Origin of the sequence: Kribbella sp. NBC_01484, assembly GCF_036227145.1 — a bacterium.
Lineage (GTDB): Bacteria > Actinomycetota > Actinomycetes > Propionibacteriales > Kribbellaceae > Kribbella.
The window spans coordinates 1,479,509-1,503,973 of sequence record NZ_CP109437.1 but is presented as its reverse complement, the minus strand read 5'-3'; the positions used below and the strand labels follow the sequence as shown (position 1 = coordinate 1,503,973).

Genomic DNA, 24,465 nt, shown 5'->3' with positions numbered 1-24,465 from the left:
ATGCTGCTTGCTTTCGACACCTCGAGTGCTGCCGTCACCGTCGCACTGGCGTCACCCGACGGCAAGATCCTCGCCTCGTCCACGACCGTCGATGCCTTGCGGCACGGGGAGTTGCTGGCCCCGGCGATCGCGGACGCCTTCGCGACCGCGGGCGTGACGCCGCGCGACCTGACCCGGATCGCGGTCGGCGTCGGGCCTGGTCCGTTCACCGGATTGCGGGTGGGGCTGGTGACCGCGCGGACGATGGCCGACGTGCTCGGGATCGAGGTCGCGGGGGTCTGCAGCCTCGACATCCTGGCGCGGCAGTCGTCGCTGACCCTGCCCGTGGCGGTCGCGACGGACGCGCGGCGCAAGGAGATCTACTGGGCGTTGTACGACGGCCCGGCCGCGGACGGGAGCCGTCGTCGCCTCGAAGGGCCGGCGGTGGATCGTCCGGCCGAGGTCGCGCACGTGCTGGCGGGCCTGCCGGTGATCGGCCGCGGTGCGGTGCTGTACGCCGACGCGCTCGGCGTCTCCGATGTCGCTGTCGCCGAGTACCCGTCGGCCGAGGTGCTGGCCGTCGGCGTGGCGACCGGGACGCTCGAGGTCGTCGCGCCCGACCCGCTGTACCTGCGCCGGCCGGACGTGACGATGTCCGCCGGCCCGAAGAGCGTGCTGCCGAAGTGAGACCCGCAATTCGCGCGGCTGGGGCGGATGATCTGCCCGCGCTGGTCGCGTTGGACGAGGTGTGCTTCGGCGCCGAGGCGTGGAGTACGGTCGCGTGGTCGACCGAGTTCGACCGGCTGTCCGAGGATCGGGTGATCCTGGTCGCGGACGAGGGCTCCGTGGTCGGGTACGCCGTACTCCTGGTGCCGCCGGTCGCGCTGGACGTGGTGGAGTTGCTGCGGATCGCGGTGTCGCCGGCCGAGCGCCGTACCGGGATCGGCGGGCAGCTGATGACCGCGGCGCTGGCACGGTGCGCCGGGCGGACGGTGTTGCTGGAAGTTGCTGCGGGCAACGATTCGGCGCTGGGGTTGTACGAGGGCTTCGGGTTCGAGGAGATCAGCCGGCGGCGTGGGTACTACGCCGGTGGCGAGGATGCGGTGATCATGCGGTGGCGGGAGACGGTGTGAGTTCAGATGCGGTGACCATGGAGCCCCTGATTCTGGGGATCGAGACGTCGTGTGACGAGACCGGGGTCGGGATCGTCCGCGGGCAGACGCTGCTCGCCGACGCGATCGCGTCCAGTGTCGAGGAGCACGCGCGGTTCGGCGGCGTCGTACCGGAGGTGGCGAGCCGGGCGCACCTCGAGGCGATGGTCCCGACCATCCGGCGGGCGTGCGAGACCGCGGGGATCAAGCCGGCCGACGTCGACGCCGTCGCGGTCACCAGTGGACCAGGTCTCGCCGGTGCGTTGCTGGTCGGAGTGGCCGCGGCCAAGGGGCTCGCGCTGTCGCTCGACAAGCCTCTGTACGGCGTGAACCACCTGGCCGCTCACGTGGCTGTCGACACCTTGGAGCACGGCGATCTGCCGAAGGGCTGTGTCGCGATGCTGGTGTCCGGTGGGCACTCGTCGCTGCTCGCGGTCGAGGACATCACCGACGGCGTGGTGCCGATGGGGAGCACCATCGACGACGCCGCGGGGGAGGCGTTCGACAAGGTCGCTCGCGTGCTGGGGTTGCCGTTCCCGGGCGGTCCCTATGTCGACAAAGCGGCGCGGGACGGCGGCGACCGGCTGTACGTGACGTTCCCGCGCGGGCTGACGTCGCAGCGGGATCTCGAACGGCATCGGTTCGACTTCTCGTTCTCCGGGCTGAAGACGGCGGTGGCGCGGTGGGTCGAGGCGCGGCGTCGCGACGGTGAGGACGTGCCGGTCAATCACGTCGCCGCGGCGTTTCAGGAGGCGGTCTGTGACGTGTTGACCCGCAAGGCGATCGACGCGTGCAAGGACCGTGGGTTCGAGCATTTGCTGATCGGTGGCGGGGTCGCGGCGAACTCCCGGCTGCGCGCGATGGCCGAAGAGCGATGCACTGCGGCGGGTATCGCCGTACGCGTGCCGCGGCCCGGGTTGTGCACCGACAACGGCGCGATGGTCGCGGCGCTCGGCTCGGAACTCGTCCGGGCCGGGAAGGCGCCGTCGCCGCTGGGGCTGCCGGCCGACTCGTCGATGCCGATCACGGAGGTGCTGAACAAGTGAGGTGGACAGGGGCGGACGGGTTCGAGGCCGACGACGATGTCTCGCGGATCGACGTCGACGTCGTGCAGGGGTTCCTGAGTACGTCGTACTGGGCGAAGGGGATCCCGCGTGAGGTGGTGGCGCGGTCGATCGCGGGCTCGCTGAACATGGGTGTGTACGCGGCCGACGGCGCGATGGTCGCCTTCGCTCGCGCGGTGACGGATCGGGCGACGTTCGCGTGGCTCGCGGACGTCTTCGTGCTGGACGAGTGGCGGGGGCGCGGACTTGGCCGGTTCGTGGTGTCCACGCTGGTCGACCACCCGGAACTGAAGGGTGTACGGCGCTTCATGCTGGGGACCGCGGATGCGCACGAGCTGTACCGCAGCTACGGCTTCAGCGAACTCGCGGACCCGAGCAGCATGATGGCCATCCGCCACGACGCCGCCGACCTGTACGGCCACCCGTGATCCACCCCGGGGTGGACCTGGTGTGGCACCCGGCTGGTGCGACGGATCTCGTCGTACTGGCGCACGGCGGCATGGAGCACTCACAGGCGAGCCCGTACCTCTGGAATTCTGCCCTCATCCGCATGTGGCCGTTCGCGGCAGCGGCCCGCACGGCCGTCCCCACTGCGGCGATCGGCCTGCTGCGCTACCGCTACCGGGGCTGGAACGGTGACGCGGCCGACTCCGCCGCGGATCTCCGGGCCGTCCTCGACGAGCTCCCTCCGGTGATCCAGCGGGTCGTCCTGATCGGCCACTCGATGGGCGGCCGCGCGGTCGTCGCCGCGGGCGATCATCCCCGGGTCGCCGGTGTACTGGCCTTGGCTCCGTGGCTGCCCGACGACGAACCACTCACCGCACTCCGCGCGCCGGTCACCTTCGCCCACGGCACTCTCGACACCATCACCGACCCTCGCGCCACCACCGCATACGCCAACCGTCTCCGTGCCGCCGGCACCGCGGTCACCGTGTACTCGGTCGCCGCAGAAACCCACACCATGCTCCACCGGCCCACGGACTGGAACACCCTGGTAGCCGAGTTCACCCAAAGCGCTCTCAGCACCCCGTCGCCCACAACCCCTTCAGCTGCTGGGGATACGGAGCCGCTGCCTGAGTACGGGCGTAGGTCTTCAGTGCCGGCTGCGGTCTGGTCCATCGCGGTAGCACGCTTGCGCTTCCCGGTGGTGGCACGCTTCCAGGCGGGCTGAGCTGCGAACGCGGTGCTGCGGCTGCAGTGCGGGGAAGGGCACGGCAGCGGGCAGAGACCTGGGGCTTGTGCGCCGCCTGCTCCCCAGGTGAACGGTCAGCGGCCAACCGGTTTCTGCCCACCACCCTGCCAAACCCAGATGAACGCCTGACTGCACCCGCGTGACGCCCAGTCGACGTACGGCACCTCACTCCGTACGGCGAGTCTTAGTGGCGGGCCCCCGGCGAGTGCGGCAGCGGACGCAGCACCTCGCCCACCGGCAGGTCATCCGGGGACCCGCACGCGAGGTCGATCATATGTTCGAATACACTCAGAAAGCAAGTCCGATGCGACGACAGGAATAGGCGACCGCGTCCCGGCCGATCCGGGTGATGATGAGCGTCGCGGTCGCGGAGCCCTTGGGAGCGAGCTTCTTCCGCAGCTGGGCCGGATCGACATCCACCCCGCGCTTCTTGATCTCCAGCGTCCCGATGTCCTGTGCGCGAACCCACGACCGCAGCGCCTTCTCCTTGTACGGCAGCTGTTCCACCACCTCGTAGACCGACGCCAGCGGGGTCGGCACGAGCTTCGGTGCCGTGACGTAGGCGATGCGCGGATCCAGCAACCACCCGTCGACCGCGGCAGCCACAGCGGTCACCAGCCCAGCTCGCACCACGGCTCCGTCGGGCTCGTAGATGTACTGACCCACCGGACCACTCTCAGCGTCTGGTGCCTCGCTGACGCTGACGCCGGCGGGCAGAAGCGTGGCCCGCCGCGCGACCCCGGCGTACAGCGCGCCAGACCACAGCGCCGCCTCCTTCACCTCACCCGCGTCGCTGACCCACTCCGCCTCGACCCCATCGGGTACGGCGTCATGCGGGATGCCCGGTGCGACCTTCACACACGCAGTCCGCTGCAGGAGCCCAGTGACAAACGACCATGGCGGCGAATAGGCGTTGTGGTCGAATACGCGCCGGCCATCCGCCCGCCGCGCCGGGTCTGCGAACACCACGTCGTACGGCGTGAGCTCAGTCGACTCGGCGTCACCGAGGACAACCTCACCGGGCAGGTCGAGAGCGGCCAGGTTGGCGCGGGCCGTGGCTGCGGTCTCCGGATCGCGTTCGACACCAGTGACTCGTAGGCCGGCGCGGGCGGCGCTGATGAGATCGCCGCCGATGCCACAGCCCAGGTCGACCACGCTGGCACCCGGCAACGTCATTGCGATGCGTGCAGCACGGTGTGAACCGACAGTGGTCCGGGTCGCCTGCTCCAGACCGTCCGGCGTGAAGTACATCCGCGCAGCATCGACACCGAACTTGGCGACGGCGCGGTGGCGCAGCGACGCCTGAGTGACGGCAGCAGTCACGAGTGATGCGTCGTACCGCCGCCGGAGCTTCTCGACTAGTTGGAGCTCGCGGCCGGGGTGGTAGTCCGCGCAGGCAGCGGCGAGCACCTCAGCGCCAGGCCCGTCCAGCAACGCGGTGACTGTCACCCCGCAACCTTAGAGGGGGCTAGAGCAGCCTTTGCTCCAGCTTTGGGTGGCGGAGGAATAGAGGCGCCAGTTCATGGCGGAGCGGGTCTTGGGGCCGTAGATGCCGTCCGCCACGAGCTTGTGCTTGCGCTGGACGAGTTTCACCACCGCGCGGGTATTGCTGCCGTAGATGCCGTCGACGGCGAGCTTGGAGCCGTAGCAGAAGTTCAGGTTGCGCTGGAGGACCCGGATTGCGGTGTCGGGGTCGCCGTACACGGTCGAGCGGCGGTTTGGGTCGTCGCCGTACATGAGGTTGCAGGTCGTGCTGGTGCTGCCGTAGATCGAGGGCATCGGGATGCCCCAGCTGCGGTTGACCGGTACGAGCCGCGCCGCGCGGCACTGCGGGAGGGCGGCCGCGGCCTTCGCTTCGGTATCGGAGGAGGTCCGGGCGGCATCCGTCGCCTGGTCTGCCGCAGTCTGTGGTGCCGGTCCGGCTGCTGGAGCACCGGCGCTGGCGGGCTGGTCCTTCGCGGCGCCGGCGGCGACGACTCCGACAGCGAGCGCGCCGACCGGCCAGGATCGCGACAGTACGGCCGGACAGCTTGGGCAGAGACGGGAAGCTGATAGCCATGGCTTCTCCTCGGGGCGGTGCGCCGTTGACAGAACGGTCGCACGCCGACCCCGGATAGGCCCAGCGTTTGACCACATTCCGTGCCTGACCGGTCACCCGCCAGGATGCGGCCAGGAGGTTGCTGCCGGATCAGGTCTGGCACTCGAGTTGACCGAGTGCTAATCGCGGCCTAGATTCGGTGTTGGCACTCTCCACCCGAGGGTGCCAGCGGTCCGGCCTCTGACCCCCGCGACGGCAGGGGAGCGCGACCAGTCTGAACCACTGACAAGCAAATCGACCGTGGAGGTCAGCAAGTGTCGGTCACGATCAAGCCGCTCGAGGACCGTGTCCTCGTCGCGCCGCTCGAAGCCGAGCAGACCACGAAGTCCGGCCTGGTGATCCCGGACACCGCCAAGGAGAAGCCGCAGGAGGGCGAGATCCTCGCTGTCGGCCCGGGCCGGATCGACGACAACGGCAACCGCGTCCCGCTGGACGTCGCCGTCGGTGACAAGGTCATCTACTCCAAGTACGGCGGCACCGAGGTCAAGTACGACGGCCAGGACTACCTGATCCTGGGCGCCCGCGACATCCTCGCAGTCGTCAGCAAGTGACGACCCCAGGGCGTGGGCCCGCGCCCCGGCGGACCCGCCGGGACGTTCCACGCCCTGCCCGCTGTTCCTGACTGACACCGCCCTGGTGCCGACGACCGGTGCCGGGGCGGAGTCGGTCTGAAACAGCGGGACCGGATCCGAACTGCTAACGAAGACATTCAGAGAGGGACTGGTTTTTTCCATGCCGAAGATCCTCGAGTTCGACGAGAACGCGCGGCGCGCGCTGGAGCGTGGCGTCGACAAGCTCGCGAACACGGTGAAGGTGACGCTGGGGCCCAAGGGCCGCTACGTCGTCCTGGACAAGAAGTGGGGCGCCCCGACCATCACCAACGACGGTGTCACCGTCGCCCGTGAGGTCGAGCTGGACGACCCGTTCGAGAACCTTGGTGCGCAGCTGGCCAAGGAGGTCGCCACCAAGACCAACGACATCGCCGGTGACGGCACCACCACCGCGACGGTGCTGGCGCAGGCACTGGTGCACGAGGGCCTGCGGGCCGTCGCCGCCGGGGTCAACCCGATGGGCCTGAAGAAGGGCATCGAGGCGGCCATCGAGGCCGTGTCGGCCAAGCTGATCGAGACCGCCCGGCCGGTGGACGACAAGGGCGACATGGCCCACGTCGCCACCATCTCCGCCCGGGACGCCGAGATCGGCACCCTGATCGCGGACGCGTTCGACAAGGTCGGCAAGGACGGTGTGATCACCGTCGAGGAGTCGAACACCTTCGGTACCGAACTCGAGTTCACCGAGGGCATGCAGTTCGACAAGGGCTACATCTCGCCGTACTTCATCACCGACGCCGAGGCCGGCGAAGCGGTGCTGGAGGACCCGTACATCCTGATCAACCAGGGCAAGATCTCCGCGATCGCGGACCTGCTGCCGCTGCTGGAGAAGGTCGTGCAGTCCGGCAAGACGCTGCTGATCATCTCCGAGGACGTCGAGGCCGAGGCGCTGTCCACCCTGGTGGTGAACAAGATCCGCGGCAACTTCACCTCCGTCGCCGTCAAGGCGCCGGGCTTCGGTGACCGCCGCAAGGCGATGCTGGAGGACCTGGCCGCGCTCACCGGCGCGCAGGTCGTCGCCCCCGAGGTCGGCCTCAAGCTGGACCAGGTCGGTCTCGAGGTGCTCGGCACCGCCCGCCGGATCGTGGTCACCAAGGACAACACCACCGTGGTCGAGGGCGCCGGCAAGTCCGACGACATCGAGGCCCGGGTGAACCAGATCAAGGCCGAGATCGAGCGCACCGATTCCGACTGGGACCGGGAGAAGCTGCAGGAGCGGCTGGCCAAGCTGGCCGGTGGCGTCTGCGTGATCAAGGTCGGCGCGGCCACCGAGGTCGAGCTGAAGGAGAAGAAGCACCGCATCGAGGACGCCGTGTCGGCGACCCGTGCGGCGATCGAGGAGGGCATCGTCGCCGGTGGCGGCTCCGCTCTCGTCCACGCCGCCTCGGTGCTGGAGAACGGCCTGGACCTCGACGGCGACGAGCTCGCCGGAGTCCGGATCGTCCGCAAGGCCATCGTCGAGCCGCTGCGCTGGATCGCCGAGAACGGCGGCTACGAGGGCTACGTGGTGACCGCGAAGGTTGCGGAGCTGGAGGTCGGCAGCGGATTCAACGCCGCCACCGGCGAGTACGGCGACCTGCTGGCCCAGGGCGTGCTGGACCCGGTCAAGGTGACCCGGTCCGCGCTCGCCAACGCCGGCTCGATCGCGGCGCTGCTGCTCACCACTGAGACCCTGGTGGTCGACAAGCCCGAGGAAGAGGAGCCCGCCGCAGCCGGTCACGGCCACGGTCACGGCCACTGATCCTCAGGTCTGAACGAACAGCACCGCCCGGCAGGTCTTCGGACCCGCCGGGCGGTGTTCTGTTCGGGGCGGTAGGTGCGGCGCCGCGGCGATCTGGTGGGATGATGTCGTGGCGACGATTCGTGAACGTGCTGACGGGGACCTGGACGTCTGCGCCGGCCTGCTGTGGGACGTGCACGAGCTGGCGGGGTATCCGATCAATTGGCCTGAGGACGCGCGCAAGTGGCTGACACCGGATGACGGGCTCGGCTGCTGGGTTGCTGAGAGCAACGGCCGGGTCGCTGGGCACGTGGCACTGACGGCCAACGGGGCTGACGGAGCGTCCGTGGAGCGGCTGTTCGTGGACCCGAAGGCGACCTGTGCGGGCATCGGCCGGCAACTCCTGGACCACTGCGTCAAGACCGCCGCCGAGCTCGGGCGGAAGCTGTCGCTCGAGGTCGTCGACAACCGCGGTGCGGCCGTCACCATGTACCGGCGTGCGGGCTGGCGGGAGACCGGCCGGACCCCGATCGACTGGGGCGGCGACCACGCATCGGCGGTCCTCCACTTCGACGCACCGCGCTGACCGTCTCACGGGGCGATGGCCCGCCATCTCAAAGTCGGACCTTGATTCTCCGGTCCGAGTACCGTACGGGCGAGTAGTGACAGATCGTGATCAAAATCTGAAAATGCTCACGAATTGCCACTAGGCAACGAGAGGTGAGAGCCATATCATCTTTCAGGCTGACCGGTCCGACACGAGGGGGCGAGGGGTGACTGAGGTCCAAGTACCGCACACCCACGATCGGGTCGAGCTCAGGGATCTTGCCGCGCTGGCCGGCGACGGGGACCGCACAGCTCTCAACGACCTGCTCACCAGGGTGCGCGCCGTCGCGCACCGATACGTACGGTCCCGTTTGTGGACCTATCCCGGCGGCGCGGACATGGTCGACGACGTCGCGCAGGAAGTCTGTGTCGCGGTGTTCGGCGCGCTGGGCCGATACCGTGACGAGGGGAGGCCTTTCGAGGCTTTCGTCTACGGCATCGCGGCCCGCAAGGTCGCCGATGCCCAGCGTGCGTTCGCAGTGGCCGACGTTTCGACGCCGGACCTGCCGGACGGCGCGGACGAGTCGCCGACTCCGGAGGAGCACGCGGTCCGGAGCTCGGAGGTCCAGCACATCATGGGATTGCTGGACAAACTGCCCGAGAAGCTGCGGGAGATCCTGCGGCTTCGCGTGGTAGCTGGGATGTCAGCCGAGGAGACCGGCCGGGCACTGGGGATGACACCGGGGGCGGTGAGGGTCGCACAGCATCGAGCGTTGAACACGCTCAGGGGGTATGTGGGGCATGAGGGACGAGGAGCAGGGGAGGGGCATCATGGCTGACCGTTTCGACCTGGACGCGATCGACGCCGATGACGCACTGCTCGACCTGCTGGCCGCTGGTGGGGAGTCCGCGCGGAGCGCGGGGGAGCATGACCCGGCCGTTGCGCTGCTGGCCGAGCTGCGGCTGGCGGTGGAGGTCGAAGACGAACTCCCCGTGGAGACGATCGACGATCCGGAGAGCTTCCTGGCGCGTTGCGCCGCGCTGAACCCGATCACGGACCCGTTCGCCCGCAAGGTGGCGGCGCGCGGTCTGGCGCTGGGTGTCGCCGCGGTGGCCGCGCTGTCGGTCTCCGGGGTGGCCGCCGCGGTCAACGGCGACCCGCTGTCGCCGTACGAGAAGGTCATCGAGAAGATGGTCGACGCGGTCCGCCCGCAGACCAGCTTCCCGAAGGAACAGCTCGACGGCATGCCGGTGGTCGACAAGACCAAGATCGTCAAGGTCGCCAAGGACTACAAGCAGCGGCAGGAAGCGAAGGTCGCGGCCGAGGACCGGGTGGTCCGGGAGGAGCCGATTCCGCCGGCCGCCGTGCTGCCGACGGATACGCCGGACGTGCTGCAGCGGGCGCTCCCGAAGATCATCGAGCAGCCGACGGTGACGCAGGTCGACCCGCCCGCCGCGGAGACGACCAAGGCGCCGGAGAAGACCGACGACACCACGACGTCCAACCCGACCGATCCGCCGGCTACCCAGCCGACCGACCCGCCGGCGACTGACCCGACGGCGCCGCCGGCCACGACGGATCCGACGACCCAACCGCCGACCACGGACCCGACGACTGCGCCGCCTACGGACCCGACCCAGGACCCGACCACGGCGCCACCGACAAACCCCGACAACGGCCAGACCGGCACCGGAAACCCGACGACCACACCGAGTGGCGACACCACCGGCTCGGAAACCGGCACCACGCAGCCGAATGACACGCCGCCAGTCGTCGTGCCTCCGGTCGATGTGCCGTCGGTCGATGTGCCGTCGGTTGAGTTGCCGTCGCTCGGTGCGCCGTCGCTCAGTGCACCGTTGGTCGAGGCGCCGTCGGTCGACGCTCCGTCGGTCGACGCTCCTAACCCGCTGGCCGACCTGGTCGAGAAGGCCGTCGCGCCGATCCTGCCGTCAGCGACCGGGGCTGCACTCGAGAACGAGACCGCCGAGCAGTCCTTCGGCGACAGCGTTCAGGCGGCCGGCAAGCACTCGAGCGGGCAGACCGCCACCGGTTCGGTCCGGATGGTCTACCCGACCGGCCAGCACTCCACCGGCCTGTACGCCGAGGGCAAGCACGCGGCCATCGCCCGCGCGCACGGCTCGACCGCCGACGCCGACGTACTGCAGATCCTCGACGTCGTCAACGCGCCGCTCCAGTGACCCCGCCGCGCCGGCTCACCAGCCGGCGCGCCGGGTCCCGGCCGGACACAGGCCCGGCCGAAGCGGCCCTGTGGACGGGCGGTTCGGGAGCCTGAGCGGGCGCGGATAGGATGGGGTTCCGTTCTCGCCGTGTAAAGGTGCTTGTTTTACCCATGGACATCACACCCACTGGAGTTCCGGACAAGTTCGCCGTCCTCGGGCTCACCTTCGACGACGTTCTCCTGCAGCCGAACGAATCCGACGTCATCCCGTCCGAGGCCAACACGCGGTCCCGGGTCAGCCGCAACATCGAGGTGAACATTCCGCTGCTGTCCAGCGCGATGGATACCGTCACCGAGGCCCGGATGGCGATCGCGATGGCCCGCCAGGGCGGCCTCGGCGTCCTCCACCGCAACCTCTCGATCGAGGACCAGGCCCAGCAGGTCGACCTGGTCAAGCGGTCGGAGTCCGGCATGATCGCGCAGCCGATCACCATCGGCCCGGACGCCAGCATCGGCGAGGCCGACGCGCTCTGCGCGCAGTACCGGATCTCCGGCGTCCCCGTAGTCGACAACGCCGGCGTCCTGGTCGGCATCGTGACGAACCGCGACATGCGGTTCGAGAACGACATGTCCCGCCCGGTGCGCGAAGTGATGACCAGGCAGCCGCTGATCACCGGCAGGCAGGGCATCGCCGCCGACGACGCGATGGCACTGCTGAGCAAGCACAAGGTCGAGAAGCTGCCGCTGGTCGACGAGGCCGGCAAGCTCACCGGCCTGATCACGCTGAAGGACTTCGTCAAGCGCGACCAGTTCCCGCTGTCCACCAAGGACGGCACCGGACGGCTGCGGGTGGGTGGCGCGATCGGCTTCTTCGGTGAGGCCTACAAGCGGGCGATGACGCTGGTCGAGGCCGGCGTCGACGTGCTCGTGGTGGATACCGCACACGGTCACTCCCAGGCCCAGCTGGAGATCATCCGCAAGCTCAAGGCCGACCCGGCCACCCGTGGCGTCGACGTCGTCGGCGGCAACGTCGGGACCCGCGCCGGCGCCCAGGCACTGGTCGACGCGGGCGCGGACGGCGTCAAGGTCGGCGTCGGCCCGGGCTCGATCTGTACGACGCGGGTCGTCTCCGGCGTCGGCGTACCGCAGGTCACCGCGATCTACGAGGCGTCCCTGGCCTGCAAGCCGGCCGGTGTGCCGGTGATCGGCGACGGCGGCCTGCAGTACTCCGGTGACATCGCCAAGGCGCTCGTGGCCGGTGCGGACACCGTGATGCTCGGGTCGCTGCTGGCCGGCTGCGAGGAGTCGCCGGGCGACCTCGTGTTCATCAACGGCAAGCAGTTCAAGGCCTATCGCGGGATGGGCTCGCTCGGCGCGATGCAGTCCGGCGGCCTGCGCAAGTCGTACTCCAAGGACCGCTACTTCCAGAGCGACGTCGGCAGCGACGAGAAGCTCATCGCCGAGGGCGTCGAGGGCCAGGTCCCGTACCGGGGCCCGCTCAGCGCGGTCGCGCACCAACTGATCGGCGGTCTGCGCCAGTCCATGTGGTACTGCGGCTCCCGGACCGTCCCCGAACTGCAGGAGAAGGGCCGGTTCGTCCGCATCACCTCCGCCGGCCTGCAGGAGTCCCACCCGCACGACATCCAGATGACGGTCGAGGCGCCGAACTACTCCGGCCGCTGACACCGCCTGTAACCGGTAAGGAACACCAGATGACCGAGATCGAGATCGGCCGCGCCAAGCGGGGCCGGCAGGCGTACGCGTTCGACGACATCGCGATCGTGCCGTCGCGCCGGACGCGTGACCCCGAGGAGGTCTCGGTCGCCTGGCAGATCGACGCGTACCGGTTCGAGCTGCCGATCCTGGCCGCGCCGATGGACTCGGTGATGTCACCGGCCACCGCGATCGCGATCGGTAAGGCCGGCGGTCTCGGCGTGCTCAACCTCGAAGGTCTCTGGACCCGGTACGAGGATCCGACCAGCCTGCTCGAGGAGATCACCTCGATCACCCGCGAGCAGGCGACGCACCGGCTCCAGGAGATCTACTCGGCGCCGATCAAGCCCGAGCTGCTCTCCCAGCGGGTGCAGGAGATCCGCGACTCCGGTGTCACGGTCGCCGGTGCGTTGTCACCCCAGCGGACCAAGCAGTTCGCCAAGCATGTCGTGGACGCGGGCGTCGACCTGTTCGTCATCCGCGGTACGACGGTCTCCGCCGAGCACGTGTCCGGTCAGGCCGAGCCGCTGAACCTGAAGCAGTTCATCTACGACCTCGACGTACCGGTGATCGTCGGCGGGTGCGCGACACACCAGGCCGCGCTGCACCTGATGCGGACCGGTGCGGCGGGAGTACTCGTCGGCTTCGGCGGTGGCGCGGCGCACACGACGCGGAAGGTGCTCGGCGTCGCGGTGCCGATGGCGTCGGCGGTGGCCGACGTGGCTGCGGCGCGGCGGGACTACATGGACGAGTCCGGCGGTCGCTATGTGCACGTGATCGCGGACGGCTCGGTCGGGCGGTCCGGCGACGTGGCGAAGGCGGTCGCGTGCGGCGCGGACGCGGTGATGGTCGGTTCGCCGCTGGCCCGCGCGAGCGACGCGCCGGGCGGCGGGTACCACTGGGGTGCCGAGGCCTGGCACGCGGACCTACCGCGCGGTGAGCGGGTCGAGGTCGGCGTCACCGGGACACTCGAGCAGATCCTGTTCGGCCCGTCCTGGGTCCCGGACGGCACGATGAACCTGGTCGGCGCCCTCAAGCGCGCGATGGCCACCACCGGCTACACGGAGCTCAAGGAGTTCCAGCGGGTCGAGGTCGTCGTCGGGTGAGGACGGGCGTCCTGCTCCTGCACGGATCCAGCGGTACGCCGGACTTCGAGCGCGCCCGGATCCTCGAGGCCGAGGGGTACGACGTACTGGCGCCGCGGTGGACCGTGGGCAGCGAGGTGCCACTGGAGTCGTTCCCGCTGGACGAGCTCGCGGAGCGCACCGATCGTCTGGTGGTGATGGGCAGCTCGTGGGGCGCTGAGGCCGCGCTGTTGCTCGGTGCGCTCGACGAGCGCGTGGACGCGGTGGTCGCCTTCGCTCCGAGCGCCTACGTGTGGGGCCGGTTCGTCGAGGACGGGCGCCAGCGGTCGGCCTGGACGTGGCACGGCGAACCGCTGCCGTTCGTGCCGTTCGACCCGGACTGGCAGGCGGACGACGACCCGCCGAGCTACACCGGGTGGTACCGGCAGAGCCTCGAGGTGTACGACGACGCGTACGCCGAGCTGGCCCGGATCCCGGTGGAACGCATCCGCCAGGTGCTGCTGGTGGCGGGCGGTGACGACAAGGTCTGGCCCGCGGTGGAGTTCGCCGAGCGGATCGTCACGTCGCGCGGTGCTCTGGAGACCCAGCTGGTGACGTTGCCCGAGGCCGGGCACCGCGTCGTACTCCCCGGTGAGCAGCCCAAGACCGCCGGGCAGCGGATGGCGCGCGGTGGTTCGCCCGAGGCCGATCGTGAGCTGGGCGCGCTCGCGTGGGACGACGTGCGTCGAGTCCTCACTGGTTGAGTGGTTCTGGAAGGATTGCCGCATGGGATTGTTCAGCCGACAGAGCAGCCAGGACACGGACAATGTTGCCCTCGCCGCAGCGCGGGCCAGACTGTCCCCCGATGACGTGGACCAGGTGCGGTTCCTGATCACCACCAAGAAGACCGTGCACGCGGTGAAGCTGATCCGCGACCGCACCGGTCTCGCCCTCAAGCCGGCCAAGGAACTCGTCGACGACATCCGGCTCGGCCGCTACGTCCCGCCGACCACCGGTACGCCGCTGGTCCGGCGACCCGGCACCAACCTGGCCGAGCGCACCCGGGCCCTCAAGTCCGCCGGCGAACTCCACCAGGCGACCGCCCTGGTGGTTTCCGAAACCGGCATGACCGAAGCCGAGGCGGGGCTGTTCGTCGGTGCCCTGCGGACCGACCTGCAGGACTCCTAGGGCTTCCAGGCCGGATCCCGGCCGAAGGCACCGAGGAGTGCGTCCGCCGGGTCGGCGAACCCTCCGAGCCGGTCGCCGATCATGCCGAACGACCGGTAGGTGTCCTCGCGTTGCGCGAACCAGCCGGCCACTTCGCTGACCAGTTCGGGCTCCATCCGGGGGTCGGCGCCGATCGCGGCCGCCAGATCCCACCCGTGCACGAGGTGATCGGCGGACAGTTGCCGCAGATATTCGCTCGCGTCCTCGTCGCCGTACGACAGATGCACCGTGGCGATCGGCTCGCCGGCCGCCGCCTGCGCGGCGCTTGCCGCCGCGGTGGCCGCGCCGATGGGATCGTCGCCGAGCAGATCCCCGTCCAGCGACGTGCCGACCTCCGCGATCGTCCGGCCCGCCATCAGCGGCACGGTCCAGCGTTCCTCGCCGACCACGTGGTTCACCAGCGTGCGGACGTCCCAGTCCGCGCACGGCGTCCGGCCCGACCACTGGCCTGGGCCGACCTCGCTGACCAGCTGGGCGAAGTTGCCGACCGTCCGGTTGTGCAGTTCCACCGCGTCCATGACCTTCCCCCTCTCAGCGTCAGCGTCCGCCCGCGGGGGCAGCGCGTCAACGGCCGAGCTGGAGTTGCTCGGCGGCCTCGTGCGCTTGCTGCGAGGCCGTCAGGTCACCGCTGGCAGCAAGCAGGTCGCCGTGGTGGCGGTAGCAGGACCCGGCCAGATCCTTCATCACCTTGTCGTCGTCGGTGAAGGGGATCAGCGCGGTCGCGACCTCAGCGCACCAGCCGCCCAGGTCGAGGGCGATGTCGGTCCGCCCGGCCTGGTAGTACGCCTCCGAGATCTCGAGCAGCAGCTGGGCCCAGATCGGCACGTAGGTGCTCGTCTCATACCGCATCCGGTGCGACTCCCGCTCGGACGAGATCGCGAACAGGTAGTGCGCCTCCAGGCCCAGCGTCAGCGCGGTGTCCACGTCCTGCAGTAACAACGGCCGGATCAGCTCGGCCAGCTCGGTCGCCCGGACGGCCGCCGACTCGGGGTCGGTCCGGCCGGACACGGTCGCCAGCGTCATCCCCGGCGCGGGCTCGCTCAGCGCCAGCAGCCGGTGGTACTGCTCGAACGGACCGAGCTTGATCTCCGCGCTCTCCAGCGCAGCGACCAATGTGAGTGGCAGACCCCGGTCCAGCTCCTCGGTCACCCGGGTCGCCGTCTCCGGGTCGGTGTCGAACGCCGTCCGCAGGCAGGCCTCGCTCTCCATCAGCCGGCCGACGACGCCGAGGTGCTTGCCCTTCCTGGTCAGCGCCGCGACCAGCGTGCGCATGTCGGTCGCGGAGTCCGAGTCGGCGAGCGTGTCGGCCGTCGTCAGCCCGATCTCGTCGGCTTCCAGCGCGAGGTCGAGCCGGCCCTCGGCGGCATGGACGTCGGCCGACACGGCGGTCGCCGTACACAGATAGCGCGCGTACGAGAGTGACTGCGGGCTCTCGTTGATCTGGTCGGCCAGCTGCAGGAACAGCTGGGTCGCCGCGTCCGCGGACGCCACCGCCAGCGCGGGATCGCCGTACCGCCGCAGGATGAGCGCATTCATCGCGAGCACCCGGGCGAAATCCGGTTGGTGCTTCAATCCGTCGACGCCGCCGACGAGCTGGCCGTACGCGATCACCGCGCCGTCCATCTCGAGTACGGCGGTCGCGCCGTGACCGCGATGCGCCTGGGTCATCGCCCGCCGGGCCCGGATGTCGGCCAGGAACGAGGTCACGACGAGCACGCCGGCGTCACTGAGCTCGGTGTAGGCGAGTTGAGCCTCGTGCAGCGCGGCCAGCGCTTCCTCGTGCCGGCCGGACGCGTTCAGCGAGCCGGCCAGCTCGTACTGGGTCGCGGCGATCAGGTGCTTGGCCTCGTAGTGGTTCGGGTGCCCTTCGGCCCGTTCCCTGGCCAGCTCGATCACGCGTTGCTGGTACGGCCCGGCCTCGTCGGCACGGCCTTCCTCGATCAGCACCTGGGCTGTTTGCAGCGCCTCACCGAGCTCGTCCTCAGGAGGCGTCCAAAGCCCCCCGCTGTCCACCATCTCGACGTTCCACCCCTTCGCAGGTTCAGCCGATCAGCTTAGTGGTCAAACGCTCGGAACTCTCAGTCCTGACACGACCGAGTTGCACTGCTGACATGGCTATTACCGGCAGGTAGCCTGGATGAATGAGCGAGCAGACCTCGATTCCGGCTGACCCCGAGCTCGATCCGACCGCGTCGTACGCGACCGATCAGTCGGTCATCCGGCGGCTCTCGGGGCTGCTGCGGGCGACGGCCGGCACGCGGACGTCGTACGCGCCGGCGACCGGTCAGCCGATCGCGGACCTGCCGGTGTCCAGCCCGGACGACGTGATCGCCGCGATCCGGACGGCCCGCAGGACCCAGCAGACCTGGCGCCGGGTGCCGCTCGCCGAGCGGGCCGCGATCCTGCTGCGCTACCACGACCTCGTCCTGGATCACCGCCACGAGCTGGTCGACCTGGTCATCCGGGAGTCGGGCAAAGCCCGCAAGCAGGCGTTCGAGGAGGTCGCGCACGTCGCGCTGACCGCCCGCTACTACGGCCGCAAGGCCGCCGAGCTGCTCGAGCCGCAGCGCAAGCTGGGCATCTTCCCGATCCTCACCCGGGCCGAGCAGCGGTTCGTGCCGAAGGGCGTCGTCGGCGTCATCTCGCCGTGGAACTACCCGCTCAGCATGGCGATGGCCGACGGTCTGCCCGCGGTGCTGGCCGGCAACACGATCGTGCACAAGCCGGACAGCCAGACCCCGCTGACCGCGCTCCGGGCGATCGAGCTGCTGTACGACGCGGGCCTGCCGCGGGACGCGTGGCAGCCGGTGAACGGCGACGGCCCGACCGTCGGCGGCGCCCTGATCCAGAACGCCGACTACATCTGCTTCACCGGCTCGACCAGGACCGGCCGGCTGGTCGCCAGGCAGGCCGGCGAGCGGCTGATCGGCTGCAGCCTCGAGCTCGGCGGCAAGAACCCGATGCTCGTCCTCCGCGACGCCGACATCCACCGCGCCGCCGAGGGCGCTGTCCGGGCCTGCTTCGCGAGCGCCGGCCAGCTGTGCGTCTCGATGGAGCGGCTCTACGTGGCCGACCAGGTGTACGACGCGTTCGTCACGGCGTTCGTGGACCGGGTGAAGAAGATCCGGCTCTCCGCCGGGACCGGCTGGGACGTGGACATGGGTTCGCTGATCTCGAAGGCCCAGCTGGAGACCGTGTCCCGGCACGTCGACGACGCGCGGGCGAAGGGCGCCACAGTGCTCGTCGGCGGCAAGGCCCGGCCGGACATCGGCCCGCTGTTCTACGAGCCGACCGTGCTGTCCGGGGTGACGCCGGCGATGGAGTGCTTCGACAACGAGACCTTCGGGCCGGTCGTGTCGATCTACCGGTTCTCCGACGAGTCCGAGGCGATCCAGCGGGCGAACGAGGGCGAGTACGGCCTCAACGCGAGCGTCTGGACCCGGGACGGCCGCCGCGGCCGGGCGATCGCCGCGCAACTGGTGGCCGGCACGGTCAACGTCAACGAGGGCTACGGGGCGACGTTCGGATCGATCGACACCCCGATGGGTGGCATGCGAGCGTCCGGGCTCGGCCGCCGCCAGGGCGCCGAAGGCATCCGCCGGTACGTCGATCCGCAGGCGATCGCGACCCAGCGGCTACTGCCGATCGCGGCCTCACACGGCCTGTCCGACGAGACGTACGCCGAACTGATGACCGGCGCACTGCGGATCCTCAAGAAGCTGGGCCGCGCATGATTTTCGACTATGACGTCGTGATCGTCGGCTCTGGCTTCGGTGGCAGTGTCAGCGCATTGCGGCTGACCGAGAAGGGCTACAAGGTCGCTGTCCTGGAGGCGGGCGCGCGGTTCGACGACGCCGGGTTCGCGAAGAACTCCTGGGATACCAAGCGGTTCCTGTTCGCGCCGAAGCTCGGCTGGTACGGCATCCAGCGGATCAGCGCGCTGCGCGACGTGATCATCCTGTCGGGCGCCGGAGTCGGCGGCGGCAGTCTGGTCTACGCGAACACCCTCTACGAGCCGCTGCCCGCGTTCTACACCGACCGCCAGTGGGCGCACATCACCGACTGGAAGGACGAGCTCGCGCCGTACTACGACCAGGCGAAGCGGATGCTCGGCGTCACCACGTACCCGGGCTTCACGCCCGCGGACCAGGTGATGAAGCAGGTCGCCGATGACATGGGCGTGGGGGAGACGTTCCACCCGACCCCGGTCGGCGTCTTCTTCGGTGAGCCAGGTGTCGAGGCCGACGATCCGTACTTCGGTGGCGCGGGCCCGCGTCGTACCGGCTGTATCGACTGCGGCGAGTGCATGACCGGCTGCCGGCACAACGCGAAGAACACGCTGACGAAGAACTACCTCTTCCTGGCCGAGCAGGCCGGCGCACAGGTCTTCCCGATGACCACGGTGACCTCGGTGGAGCCGCTGCGGGACGGCGGGTACGCCGTGGACACCCGGCGTACCTCGGATCGGAAGAGCACGCGGCGGTTCACCGCAGGCCAGGTCGTCTTCGCTGCCTCGGCGTTGGGTACGGCGAAGCTCCTGCACCGGCTCCGGGACGAGGGCAAACTGCCCCGACTGTCCGACCGGCTCGGCGTGCTGACCCGGACGAACTCGGAGTCGTTGCTGGGCGCGATCTCGCGAGACCGCGACGTCGACTACAGCCGTGGGGTCGCGATCACGTCGTCGTTCCACCCGGACGACATCACCCACATCGAGCCGGTCCGGTACGGCAAGGGCAGCAACGTGATGTCGCTGCTGCAGACCGTGCTGACCGACGGCGAAGGGGACAAGCCGCGGTGGCGGACCTGGTTGCGTGAGCTCCGCGTGCAGCGGAAGAACATCCGCCGCTTGTACGACCTGAAGCACTGGTCCGAGCGGACCGTGATCGCGCTGGTGATGCAGACCGCGGACAACTCGATCACGACGTTCGGCAAGCGGGACCGGCTCGGACGCTGGCGGCTGACCTCGAAGCAGGGCCACGGCGCCCCGAACCCGGCCTGGATCCCGGTCGCGAACCAGGTGGTCCGCCGGATGGCGAAGCTGATGAACGGGACCCCGGGCGGGACGATCGGGGAGCCGTTCAACGTGCCGATGACGGCGCACTTCATCGGCGGCTGCGCGATCGGCGACTCACCCGAGACCGGCGTTGTCGATCCGTACCACCGGGTCTACGGGTACGACGGCCTGCACATCCTGGACGGGTCCGCGATCTCGGCGAACCTCGGCGTCAACCCGGCGCTGACCATCACGGCCCAGGCCGAGCGGGCGCTCGCGTTCTGGCCGAACAAGGGTGCGGACGACGTCCGCCCGGCGCTCGGATCGGCGTACCAGCGGATCCAGCCGGTGAAGCCGGCGCACCCCGTCGTACCGGCCGACGCGCCCGGAGCCCTCCGCCTCCCGATCATCCCGATCATCCCGAAACAGTCTGTGACGGAGCCGTAACACAACCAGGACACTCAACCTGCCGGCGTAATCCCGCCGCGTCCTGACCGGCTTCCCGAGTGGGCCATTCTCGTGGCCTTGGACAGGAACTCGGGACCTGGAACACGTTATTTCCTGTCGCAGCTCCCCAGGGGGTGTCCCAACCCTCCAGTGGTGACTAAGACCGGTAGTGGCAAATGAAAAAACCTCAACTCCGCGCCGGAGTCGAGGTTTGCACCGCTGGTCTTCCAAAAGGCCTGGAAAAGGGAGCAGGTCCCTCGGGAGCGTTTCCGCCCAAATCGCTTCCCGAGGGACCCACTCAAGCCGGGGTGAGGCGCCCGGCGCTTTGGGATCGGGTCACCAACCATGGCTGGCGACCCGAGCTCTTGGTTACTACCTTACATCCGATTTCCGGAGTTTCGAGTCCTTGCGAGTGGTTGTGACCACTCTGCGTGCTGATCGTAATGATCAGCTATTCGTCGCTCCTTGTAACCGGGTGGCGGTCTTCCTTGCGGTAACCGCCTCTGCACACATCAACGAGCCCATCTACGGGGGGTTACGAGGTTCCAGAGAAAATCCAAAACTTCTCCGGGGGTGGCAGAGAGTCGCTGGAGCAGGTCGCTCCCGGGTGTTTCACGTGACGCCCGCCGCAGAGACGCCGTACCCGGCTGTCTTACTGTGAGCCGACCGTTCGATGAGGCAGGAGAACCATGAGCGACATCCTGGGCGTGGCACGTGAGCAGGTTCTGGAACAGGGCGTCGGCCTGAGCCAGGAGCAGCTGGTCGAGGTTCTCCGTTCACCCGACGAGTTGCTGCCCGAGTTGCTCGCACTCGCCCACGAGGTGCGGGTGAAGTGGTGCGGCGAGGAGGTCGAGGTCGAGGGGATCATCTCGCTGAAGACCGGCGGCTGCCCGGAGGACTGTCACTTCTGCTCCCAGTCCGGCCAGTTCACCTCGCCGGTGCGCTCCGTCTGGCTGAACATCCCGGAGCTGGTGGAGGCGGCCAAGGAGACCGCGAAGACCGGCGCGACCGAGTTCTGCATCGTCGCCGCCGTCCGCGGTCCGGACCAGCGGCTGATGTCGCAGGTGAAGGCCGGCATCGAGGCGATCAACGCCGAGGTCGACATCAACATCGCCTGCTCGCTCGGCATGCTCACACAGGAGCAGGTCGACGAGCTCAAGGCGATGGGCGTGCACCGCTACAACCACAACCTCGAGTCGGCCCGCTCGTACTTCGGCGACGTCGTCACCACGCACTCTTTCGAGGAGCGCTGGGACACCTGCCTGATGGTGCGCGACTCCGGGATGGAACTGTGCTGCGGCGGTCTGGTCGGGATGGGCGAGTCGCTGGAGCAGCGCGCCGAGCTGGCCGCGCAGCTGGCCGAGCTCGACCCGCACGAGGTCCCGCTGAACTTCCTCAACCCACGCCCGGGTACGCCGTTCGGCGACCTGGAGATCATGGCCGGCAAGGACGCGCTGCGGACCATCGCCGCGTTCCGGCTCGCGATGCCCCGGACCGTCCTGCGGTACGCCGGCGGCCGCGAGCTGACCCTGGGCGACCTCGGCACGCGCGAGGGCCTGCTCGGCGGGATCAACGCCGTCATCGTCGGCAACTACCTCACCACACTCGGGCGCCCGGCGACCGCGGACCTCGACCTGCTGGCCGAGTTGAAGATGCCGGTCAAAGAGCTGCAGAAGACGTTGTGACCGAGGTCTACTGCGGCCACTGCGGCCGGGAGTTGGCCGACGGCGATCACGACCGGTGCCGTCAGGCGTTGGCGCTCGAGCCGCCGAGGTACTGCGCCGAGTGCCGGCGCCGGATGGTCGTCCAGGTCCATCCGATGGGCTGGTCGGCCCGCTGCTCGGTCCACGGTGAGCTGGCGTCTCACTGACCTCGACTAGGGTTTGAGGCATGTCCGACGCCGTACCTCGCCTGCTGGTCGCTCTCTACGGACCGACCTCGGCCGGGAAGACCGCGGTGTCGGTCGACCTGTGTCTGCGGATCCGGGACGAACTCGGACTCGAGCCGATCGTCGTGTCGGCCGACTCGCGCCAGGTGTACCGGTACATGGACATCGGGACCAGCAAGACCACGCCGGAGGAGATGCGCGGCATCCGCCACACGATGATCGACGTCACCGAGCCGGTGCGGAAGCTCGGGCTGGAGACGTTCGTGGCCGAGGCACGGCAGCACATGGACGCCAGTTGGGCGTCCGGTGGTGTGCCGGTGGTCGTCGGCGGCACCAGTGTCTACGTGCGTTCCCTGCTCGAGGGCTGGGAGGTGGACGCGGTCGCCGAGGCGCGGAACGCGGTCCGCCGCGACTTCCCGCGCAGCATGGCCGAGGACGCGTACGCCGTCCTGTCCCGCCTGGACCCGAAGGCAGCCGGGAAGATCCACGCGAACAACTACGACGCCATCGTCAACGCACTAGCGCATGCCATGGGCAACGATCCCGACCGCGCCGAGTCGCCGGTCGCAGCCCGGCAGGTCGTGCTCGCGGTGGACCGTCCGGCCACGGACATCGATCGTCGGGTAGCGGCGACGTACGACGAGCAGGTCCGCCGCGGGCTGCGGGACGAGGTCCTCGGCCTCGACGAGCGGTACGACGTCCTGGCGCAGTACGGCCGTCTCGGCCAGAAGTCGCCGAACCAGGTCGTCCACACCCACGGCTACACCGAATGGTTCGACGTCGCCCTGGAACGCGGCCGACCGGTCGAGAACCTCACGGCGGAAGACCTGGCCGAGGTCCGCGATCGGGTGGTCGAGCGCATCCGCACCCACACCCGGCGCCAGCGCGCGGCGATCCCGAAACTCACGGGCATCAAGCCGGTCCGCGGTGCCATCGACGCGTTCGCCGCCGTGACAGCCGCCCTCGCAGCCGGTCCGGTCAGGGCTACCGCCCCGGGAGGCAAGTCTTCAGGCGGGGATCGGTCAGATGGCGGTCGCCCGGGCGGCCAACGCTCGGGCGGGAAGCGGTCCGAAGGGTCGGGTCGCTCCGGTGGCGACGCCCGGTCCCGGCAGGGAACGCCCGGCTCGCGCCGACGGTAGACCTCAGAGTGCGAGCCGCCTTGGAAGCGGCCAAGCACGGCCCCGCCGGTCCGTGCGTGACCCGGGATGTCCGATATCGTCCAGGTGTGGTTAACGTCGCCTTCAACGTTCTGGCCGAGCTCGGTACGGCGACCTGGACGGGGCCGCAGGCGATCGCGTACGAGACCGCGCAGGAGGGTGTCCGGCAGGCGATCGGCTACTACACCCGGTTGATCGAGACGGCCACCGAGCCGGATACCGACGCCATCGCGGGCTGGCGGGCCGAGCAGCAGGCCTGGGCCGCGCGGGGGCAGGAGCTCACTCCGCTGGACACCCGCGCGATCAAGCGCATCCGCCTCGACGCCGACAAGCTCCTCAGCGTCGAGGAGCACGACGATGATGAAGACGACGCCGGCAAGCGCGATGACGAGGACGACTTCGACGCCGTGGCCGGCGATGAGGACGCAGGCGGCAACGAAGTGCTGGGGCGAGCGTGACCGATGTGTGGGAGACCGGGCCGGCCGGTGACGACGACCGCTACCTGCTGGCCGAGGCGGAGAGTGGGCGGATCTTCCGCGACCGGATCGTTCCCGACCAGTTGACCGGCACCGCGCAGGAGCAGCCGGTCGTGGTGTTCGTCGGTGGTCAGCCGGGCGACGGCAAGGCCACGATCACCGCGATGGTCAAGGCCGTTCTGCATCGTCGCGGCCGTCCCGTCGTACTGAGCGCGACCGCCTACGAGCCGTACCATCCACGCTTCCACGAGCCGATCACCGACGTACCGACAACCGCCGGCAAGTACGTCGCGGCCGACGGCCGGCGCTGGCTGGCGCAGGCCGAGGAACTGGTGATCCAGGAGCGGTACGACGCGATCGTCGAGACGGAGTGCATCGACCCCGACAGCCTCGCGACATCGGCCCGCCGATTCAAGGAGGCGGGATTCCAGATCGAGGTCGCGATCCTGGCGATGCACGAGGCACGCAGCCGCTTCGGCGTCCTCGAACGGCACATGCGCGCGTTGGAGAGCTTCGGCTTCGGCAGGCTGGCGATGCAGAGCGTCCACGATGCCGGGTACGCCGGTGTGCTGCGAGCCGCCGAACTGATCGACCAAGGGGAGTGGGCCGACCGGATCGCCGTACTGCGTCCGGACGGGCAGCTCATCTACGGCAACCAGCGCGACGCCGACGGTCAGTGGCAGCAACCCGCGCGGGCGGCCGAAGCGATCACCTGGGAGCGAGACCGCGCCTGGACTGTGCTGGAGTCCCGGAACTTCCTGGAGACTGCCTCGGTGGTTGGCCGGATCGGGCTTGCCGCGCCGGTGCAGTGGATCCGGGACGAATCGCTCGAAGGCGCCAAGACGGTGACGGCGATGGCCCGGCCGCGGCTGCACCCCGACGCAGTGACGTTGCACATCGCAACAGCCGGCACCCAACTGTAGGAGAGCTAGGCCACATCCTGGCCACCCACGCCTGCT

General features: G+C 69.4%; 25 protein-coding genes. 21 read left to right on the top strand and 4 right to left on the bottom strand.

The features are described 5' to 3' along the window. From tsaB to OG555_RS07240, 5 genes are read left to right on the top strand one after another with little or no spacing between them, the layout of a single operon-like run. Positions 1-666, top strand: coding sequence for a tRNA (adenosine(37)-N6)-threonylcarbamoyltransferase complex dimerization subunit type 1 TsaB (tsaB, locus tag OG555_RS07260; RefSeq protein ID WP_329482048.1), 666 nt, complete (start codon positions 1-3; stop codon positions 664-666). Then, complete coding sequence (locus OG555_RS07255; protein ID WP_329482047.1) at positions 663-1,112, top strand: GNAT family N-acetyltransferase; 450 nt, start codon at positions 663-665, stop codon at positions 1,110-1,112. Before tsaB ends, OG555_RS07255 begins: the two co-directional genes overlap by 4 nt. Positions 1,113-1,129: 17 nt before the next feature. Continuing rightward, positions 1,130-2,176: a tRNA (adenosine(37)-N6)-threonylcarbamoyltransferase complex transferase subunit TsaD gene (tsaD, locus tag OG555_RS07250; protein WP_328526931.1), complete on the top strand. Its 1,047-nt coding sequence runs from the start codon at positions 1,130-1,132 to the stop codon at positions 2,174-2,176. Further along, entirely contained in the window at positions 2,173-2,622 is a 450-nt protein-coding gene (locus OG555_RS07245; protein WP_329482046.1) for a GNAT family N-acetyltransferase, read from the top strand. Before tsaD ends, OG555_RS07245 begins: the two co-directional genes overlap by 4 nt. A 20-nt stretch (positions 2,623-2,642) precedes the next feature. Next, positions 2,643-3,365 (top strand): alpha/beta hydrolase, encoded by a 723-nt coding sequence (locus OG555_RS07240; protein WP_329482045.1) that lies wholly within the window; start codon positions 2,643-2,645, stop codon positions 3,363-3,365. Between the two features lie 309 nt (positions 3,366-3,674). Here OG555_RS07240 and OG555_RS07235 read toward each other — a convergent pair whose 3' ends face one another. Both OG555_RS07235 and OG555_RS07230 read right to left on the bottom strand, forming a co-directional pair. Then, positions 3,675-4,835, bottom strand: coding sequence for a class I SAM-dependent methyltransferase (locus tag OG555_RS07235; RefSeq protein WP_329482044.1), 1,161 nt, complete (start codon positions 4,833-4,835; stop codon positions 3,675-3,677). A gap of 9 nt (positions 4,836-4,844) precedes the next feature. Further along, entirely contained in the window at positions 4,845-5,165 is a 321-nt protein-coding gene (locus OG555_RS07230; RefSeq protein WP_329482043.1) for a peptidoglycan-binding domain-containing protein, read from the bottom strand. 573 nt (positions 5,166-5,738) lie between these two features. Between OG555_RS07230 and groES the strand changes: the two genes are divergently transcribed. From groES to OG555_RS07185, 9 genes are all read left to right on the top strand, one after another. Continuing rightward, positions 5,739-6,035 carry a co-chaperone GroES gene (gene groES, locus OG555_RS07225; protein WP_130384566.1) on the top strand — a complete coding sequence of 99 codons (297 nt, stop codon included), beginning with the start codon at positions 5,739-5,741 and terminating at the stop codon, positions 6,033-6,035. A gap of 181 nt (positions 6,036-6,216) precedes the next feature. Further along, positions 6,217-7,836 (top strand): chaperonin GroEL, encoded by a 1,620-nt coding sequence (gene groL / locus OG555_RS07220; RefSeq protein ID WP_329482042.1) that lies wholly within the window; start codon positions 6,217-6,219, stop codon positions 7,834-7,836. Positions 7,837-7,945: 109 nt separating this feature from the next. Next, positions 7,946-8,401 carry a GNAT family N-acetyltransferase gene (locus OG555_RS07215; protein WP_329482041.1) on the top strand — a complete coding sequence of 152 codons (456 nt, stop codon included), beginning with the start codon at positions 7,946-7,948 and terminating at the stop codon, positions 8,399-8,401. Between the two features lie 187 nt (positions 8,402-8,588). Then, a complete protein-coding gene (shbA, locus tag OG555_RS07210) occupies positions 8,589-9,200 on the top strand; it encodes an RNA polymerase sigma factor ShbA (RefSeq protein ID WP_405069224.1) in 612 nt (203 codons plus the stop codon). Continuing rightward, positions 9,193-10,560, top strand: a complete 1,368-nt coding sequence (locus tag OG555_RS07205) for a hypothetical protein (protein WP_329482040.1) — start codon at positions 9,193-9,195, stop codon at positions 10,558-10,560. Before shbA ends, OG555_RS07205 begins: the two co-directional genes overlap by 8 nt. Positions 10,561-10,712: 152 nt before the next feature. Further along, positions 10,713-12,224 carry an IMP dehydrogenase gene (gene guaB / locus OG555_RS07200; RefSeq protein ID WP_329482039.1) on the top strand — a complete coding sequence of 504 codons (1,512 nt, stop codon included), beginning with the start codon at positions 10,713-10,715 and terminating at the stop codon, positions 12,222-12,224. A 29-nt stretch (positions 12,225-12,253) separates the two neighbouring features. Further along, positions 12,254-13,360, top strand: coding sequence for a GuaB3 family IMP dehydrogenase-related protein (locus OG555_RS07195; protein WP_329482038.1), 1,107 nt, complete (start codon positions 12,254-12,256; stop codon positions 13,358-13,360). After that, positions 13,357-14,082, top strand: a complete 726-nt coding sequence (locus tag OG555_RS07190) for an alpha/beta fold hydrolase (RefSeq protein WP_329482037.1) — start codon at positions 13,357-13,359, stop codon at positions 14,080-14,082. The genes OG555_RS07195 and OG555_RS07190 overlap by 4 nt, the downstream gene beginning before the upstream one ends. 22 nt (positions 14,083-14,104) lie before the next feature. Further along, positions 14,105-14,506, top strand: coding sequence for a hypothetical protein (locus tag OG555_RS07185; RefSeq protein ID WP_328526220.1), 402 nt, complete (start codon positions 14,105-14,107; stop codon positions 14,504-14,506). On the opposite strand, the gene OG555_RS07180 is transcribed toward OG555_RS07185, so the two are convergent. Both OG555_RS07180 and OG555_RS07175 read right to left on the bottom strand, forming a co-directional pair. Beyond that, positions 14,503-15,063 carry a TIGR03086 family metal-binding protein gene (locus tag OG555_RS07180; RefSeq protein ID WP_329482036.1) on the bottom strand — a complete coding sequence of 187 codons (561 nt, stop codon included), beginning with the start codon at positions 15,061-15,063 and terminating at the stop codon, positions 14,503-14,505. The genes OG555_RS07185 and OG555_RS07180 overlap by 4 nt on opposite strands. A gap of 46 nt (positions 15,064-15,109) precedes the next feature. After that, positions 15,110-16,561: a hypothetical protein gene (locus OG555_RS07175; RefSeq protein WP_329482035.1), complete on the bottom strand. Its 1,452-nt coding sequence runs from the start codon at positions 16,559-16,561 to the stop codon at positions 15,110-15,112. A gap of 125 nt (positions 16,562-16,686) precedes the next feature. Here OG555_RS07175 and OG555_RS07170 point away from each other — a divergent pair, with 125 nt between their 5' ends. The 7 genes from OG555_RS07170 (at position 16,687) to OG555_RS07140 (ending at position 24,429) form a co-directional block, all read left to right on the top strand. Continuing rightward, positions 16,687-18,279: a succinic semialdehyde dehydrogenase gene (locus OG555_RS07170; protein ID WP_329482034.1), complete on the top strand. Its 1,593-nt coding sequence runs from the start codon at positions 16,687-16,689 to the stop codon at positions 18,277-18,279. Beyond that, on the top strand, positions 18,276-19,985 hold the full coding sequence (locus OG555_RS07165; RefSeq protein WP_329482033.1) for a GMC family oxidoreductase: 1,710 nt from the start codon (positions 18,276-18,278) through the stop codon (positions 19,983-19,985). The genes OG555_RS07170 and OG555_RS07165 overlap by 4 nt, the downstream gene beginning before the upstream one ends. A gap of 689 nt (positions 19,986-20,674) precedes the next feature. Then, complete coding sequence (bioB, locus tag OG555_RS07160) at positions 20,675-21,670, top strand: biotin synthase BioB (protein WP_329482032.1); 996 nt, start codon at positions 20,675-20,677, stop codon at positions 21,668-21,670. Then, positions 21,667-21,855, top strand: coding sequence for a biotin synthase auxiliary protein BsaP (gene bsaP / locus OG555_RS07155; RefSeq protein ID WP_329482031.1), 189 nt, complete (start codon positions 21,667-21,669; stop codon positions 21,853-21,855). The genes bioB and bsaP overlap by 4 nt, the downstream gene beginning before the upstream one ends. Before the next feature lie 20 nt (positions 21,856-21,875). Beyond that, positions 21,876-23,012: an isopentenyl transferase family protein gene (locus tag OG555_RS07150; RefSeq protein ID WP_329482030.1), complete on the top strand. Its 1,137-nt coding sequence runs from the start codon at positions 21,876-21,878 to the stop codon at positions 23,010-23,012. 86 nt (positions 23,013-23,098) lie between these two features. Continuing rightward, complete coding sequence (locus OG555_RS07145) at positions 23,099-23,488, top strand: hypothetical protein (RefSeq protein ID WP_329482029.1); 390 nt, start codon at positions 23,099-23,101, stop codon at positions 23,486-23,488. After that, positions 23,485-24,429: a zeta toxin family protein gene (locus OG555_RS07140; RefSeq protein WP_329482028.1), complete on the top strand. Its 945-nt coding sequence runs from the start codon at positions 23,485-23,487 to the stop codon at positions 24,427-24,429. The genes OG555_RS07145 and OG555_RS07140 overlap by 4 nt, the downstream gene beginning before the upstream one ends. The last annotated feature ends 36 nt before the right edge of the window (positions 24,430-24,465 follow it).

Excerpts from the sequence above, each read along its gene's own strand:
- OG555_RS07205 (WP_329482040.1), top strand. The coding sequence starts at position 9,193 with ATGGCTGACCGTTTCGACCTGGACGCGATCGACGCCGATGACGCACTG.
- OG555_RS07165 (WP_329482033.1), top strand. The coding sequence starts at position 18,276 with ATGATTTTCGACTATGACGTCGTGATCGTCGGCTCTGGCTTCGGTGGC.
- OG555_RS07230 (WP_329482043.1), bottom strand. The coding sequence starts at position 5,165 with ATGCCCTCGATCTACGGCAGCACCAGCACGACCTGCAACCTCATGTAC.
- bioB (WP_329482032.1), top strand. The coding sequence starts at position 20,675 with ATGAGCGACATCCTGGGCGTGGCACGTGAGCAGGTTCTGGAACAGGGC.
- OG555_RS07195 (WP_329482038.1), top strand. The coding sequence starts at position 12,254 with ATGACCGAGATCGAGATCGGCCGCGCCAAGCGGGGCCGGCAGGCGTAC.
- groL (WP_329482042.1), top strand. The coding sequence starts at position 6,217 with ATGCCGAAGATCCTCGAGTTCGACGAGAACGCGCGGCGCGCGCTGGAG.
- OG555_RS07175 (WP_329482035.1), bottom strand. The coding sequence starts at position 16,561 with ATGGTGGACAGCGGGGGGCTTTGGACGCCTCCTGAGGACGAGCTCGGT.
- OG555_RS07170 (WP_329482034.1), top strand. The coding sequence starts at position 16,687 with ATGAGCGAGCAGACCTCGATTCCGGCTGACCCCGAGCTCGATCCGACC.
- OG555_RS07180 (WP_329482036.1), bottom strand. The coding sequence starts at position 15,063 with ATGGACGCGGTGGAACTGCACAACCGGACGGTCGGCAACTTCGCCCAG.
- OG555_RS07185 (WP_328526220.1), top strand. The coding sequence starts at position 14,105 with ATGGGATTGTTCAGCCGACAGAGCAGCCAGGACACGGACAATGTTGCC.
- OG555_RS07150 (WP_329482030.1), top strand. The coding sequence starts at position 21,876 with ATGTCCGACGCCGTACCTCGCCTGCTGGTCGCTCTCTACGGACCGACC.
- guaB (WP_329482039.1), top strand. The coding sequence starts at position 10,713 with ATGGACATCACACCCACTGGAGTTCCGGACAAGTTCGCCGTCCTCGGG.
- tsaD (WP_328526931.1), top strand. The coding sequence starts at position 1,130 with ATGGAGCCCCTGATTCTGGGGATCGAGACGTCGTGTGACGAGACCGGG.
- tsaB (WP_329482048.1), top strand. The coding sequence starts at position 1 with ATGCTGCTTGCTTTCGACACCTCGAGTGCTGCCGTCACCGTCGCACTG.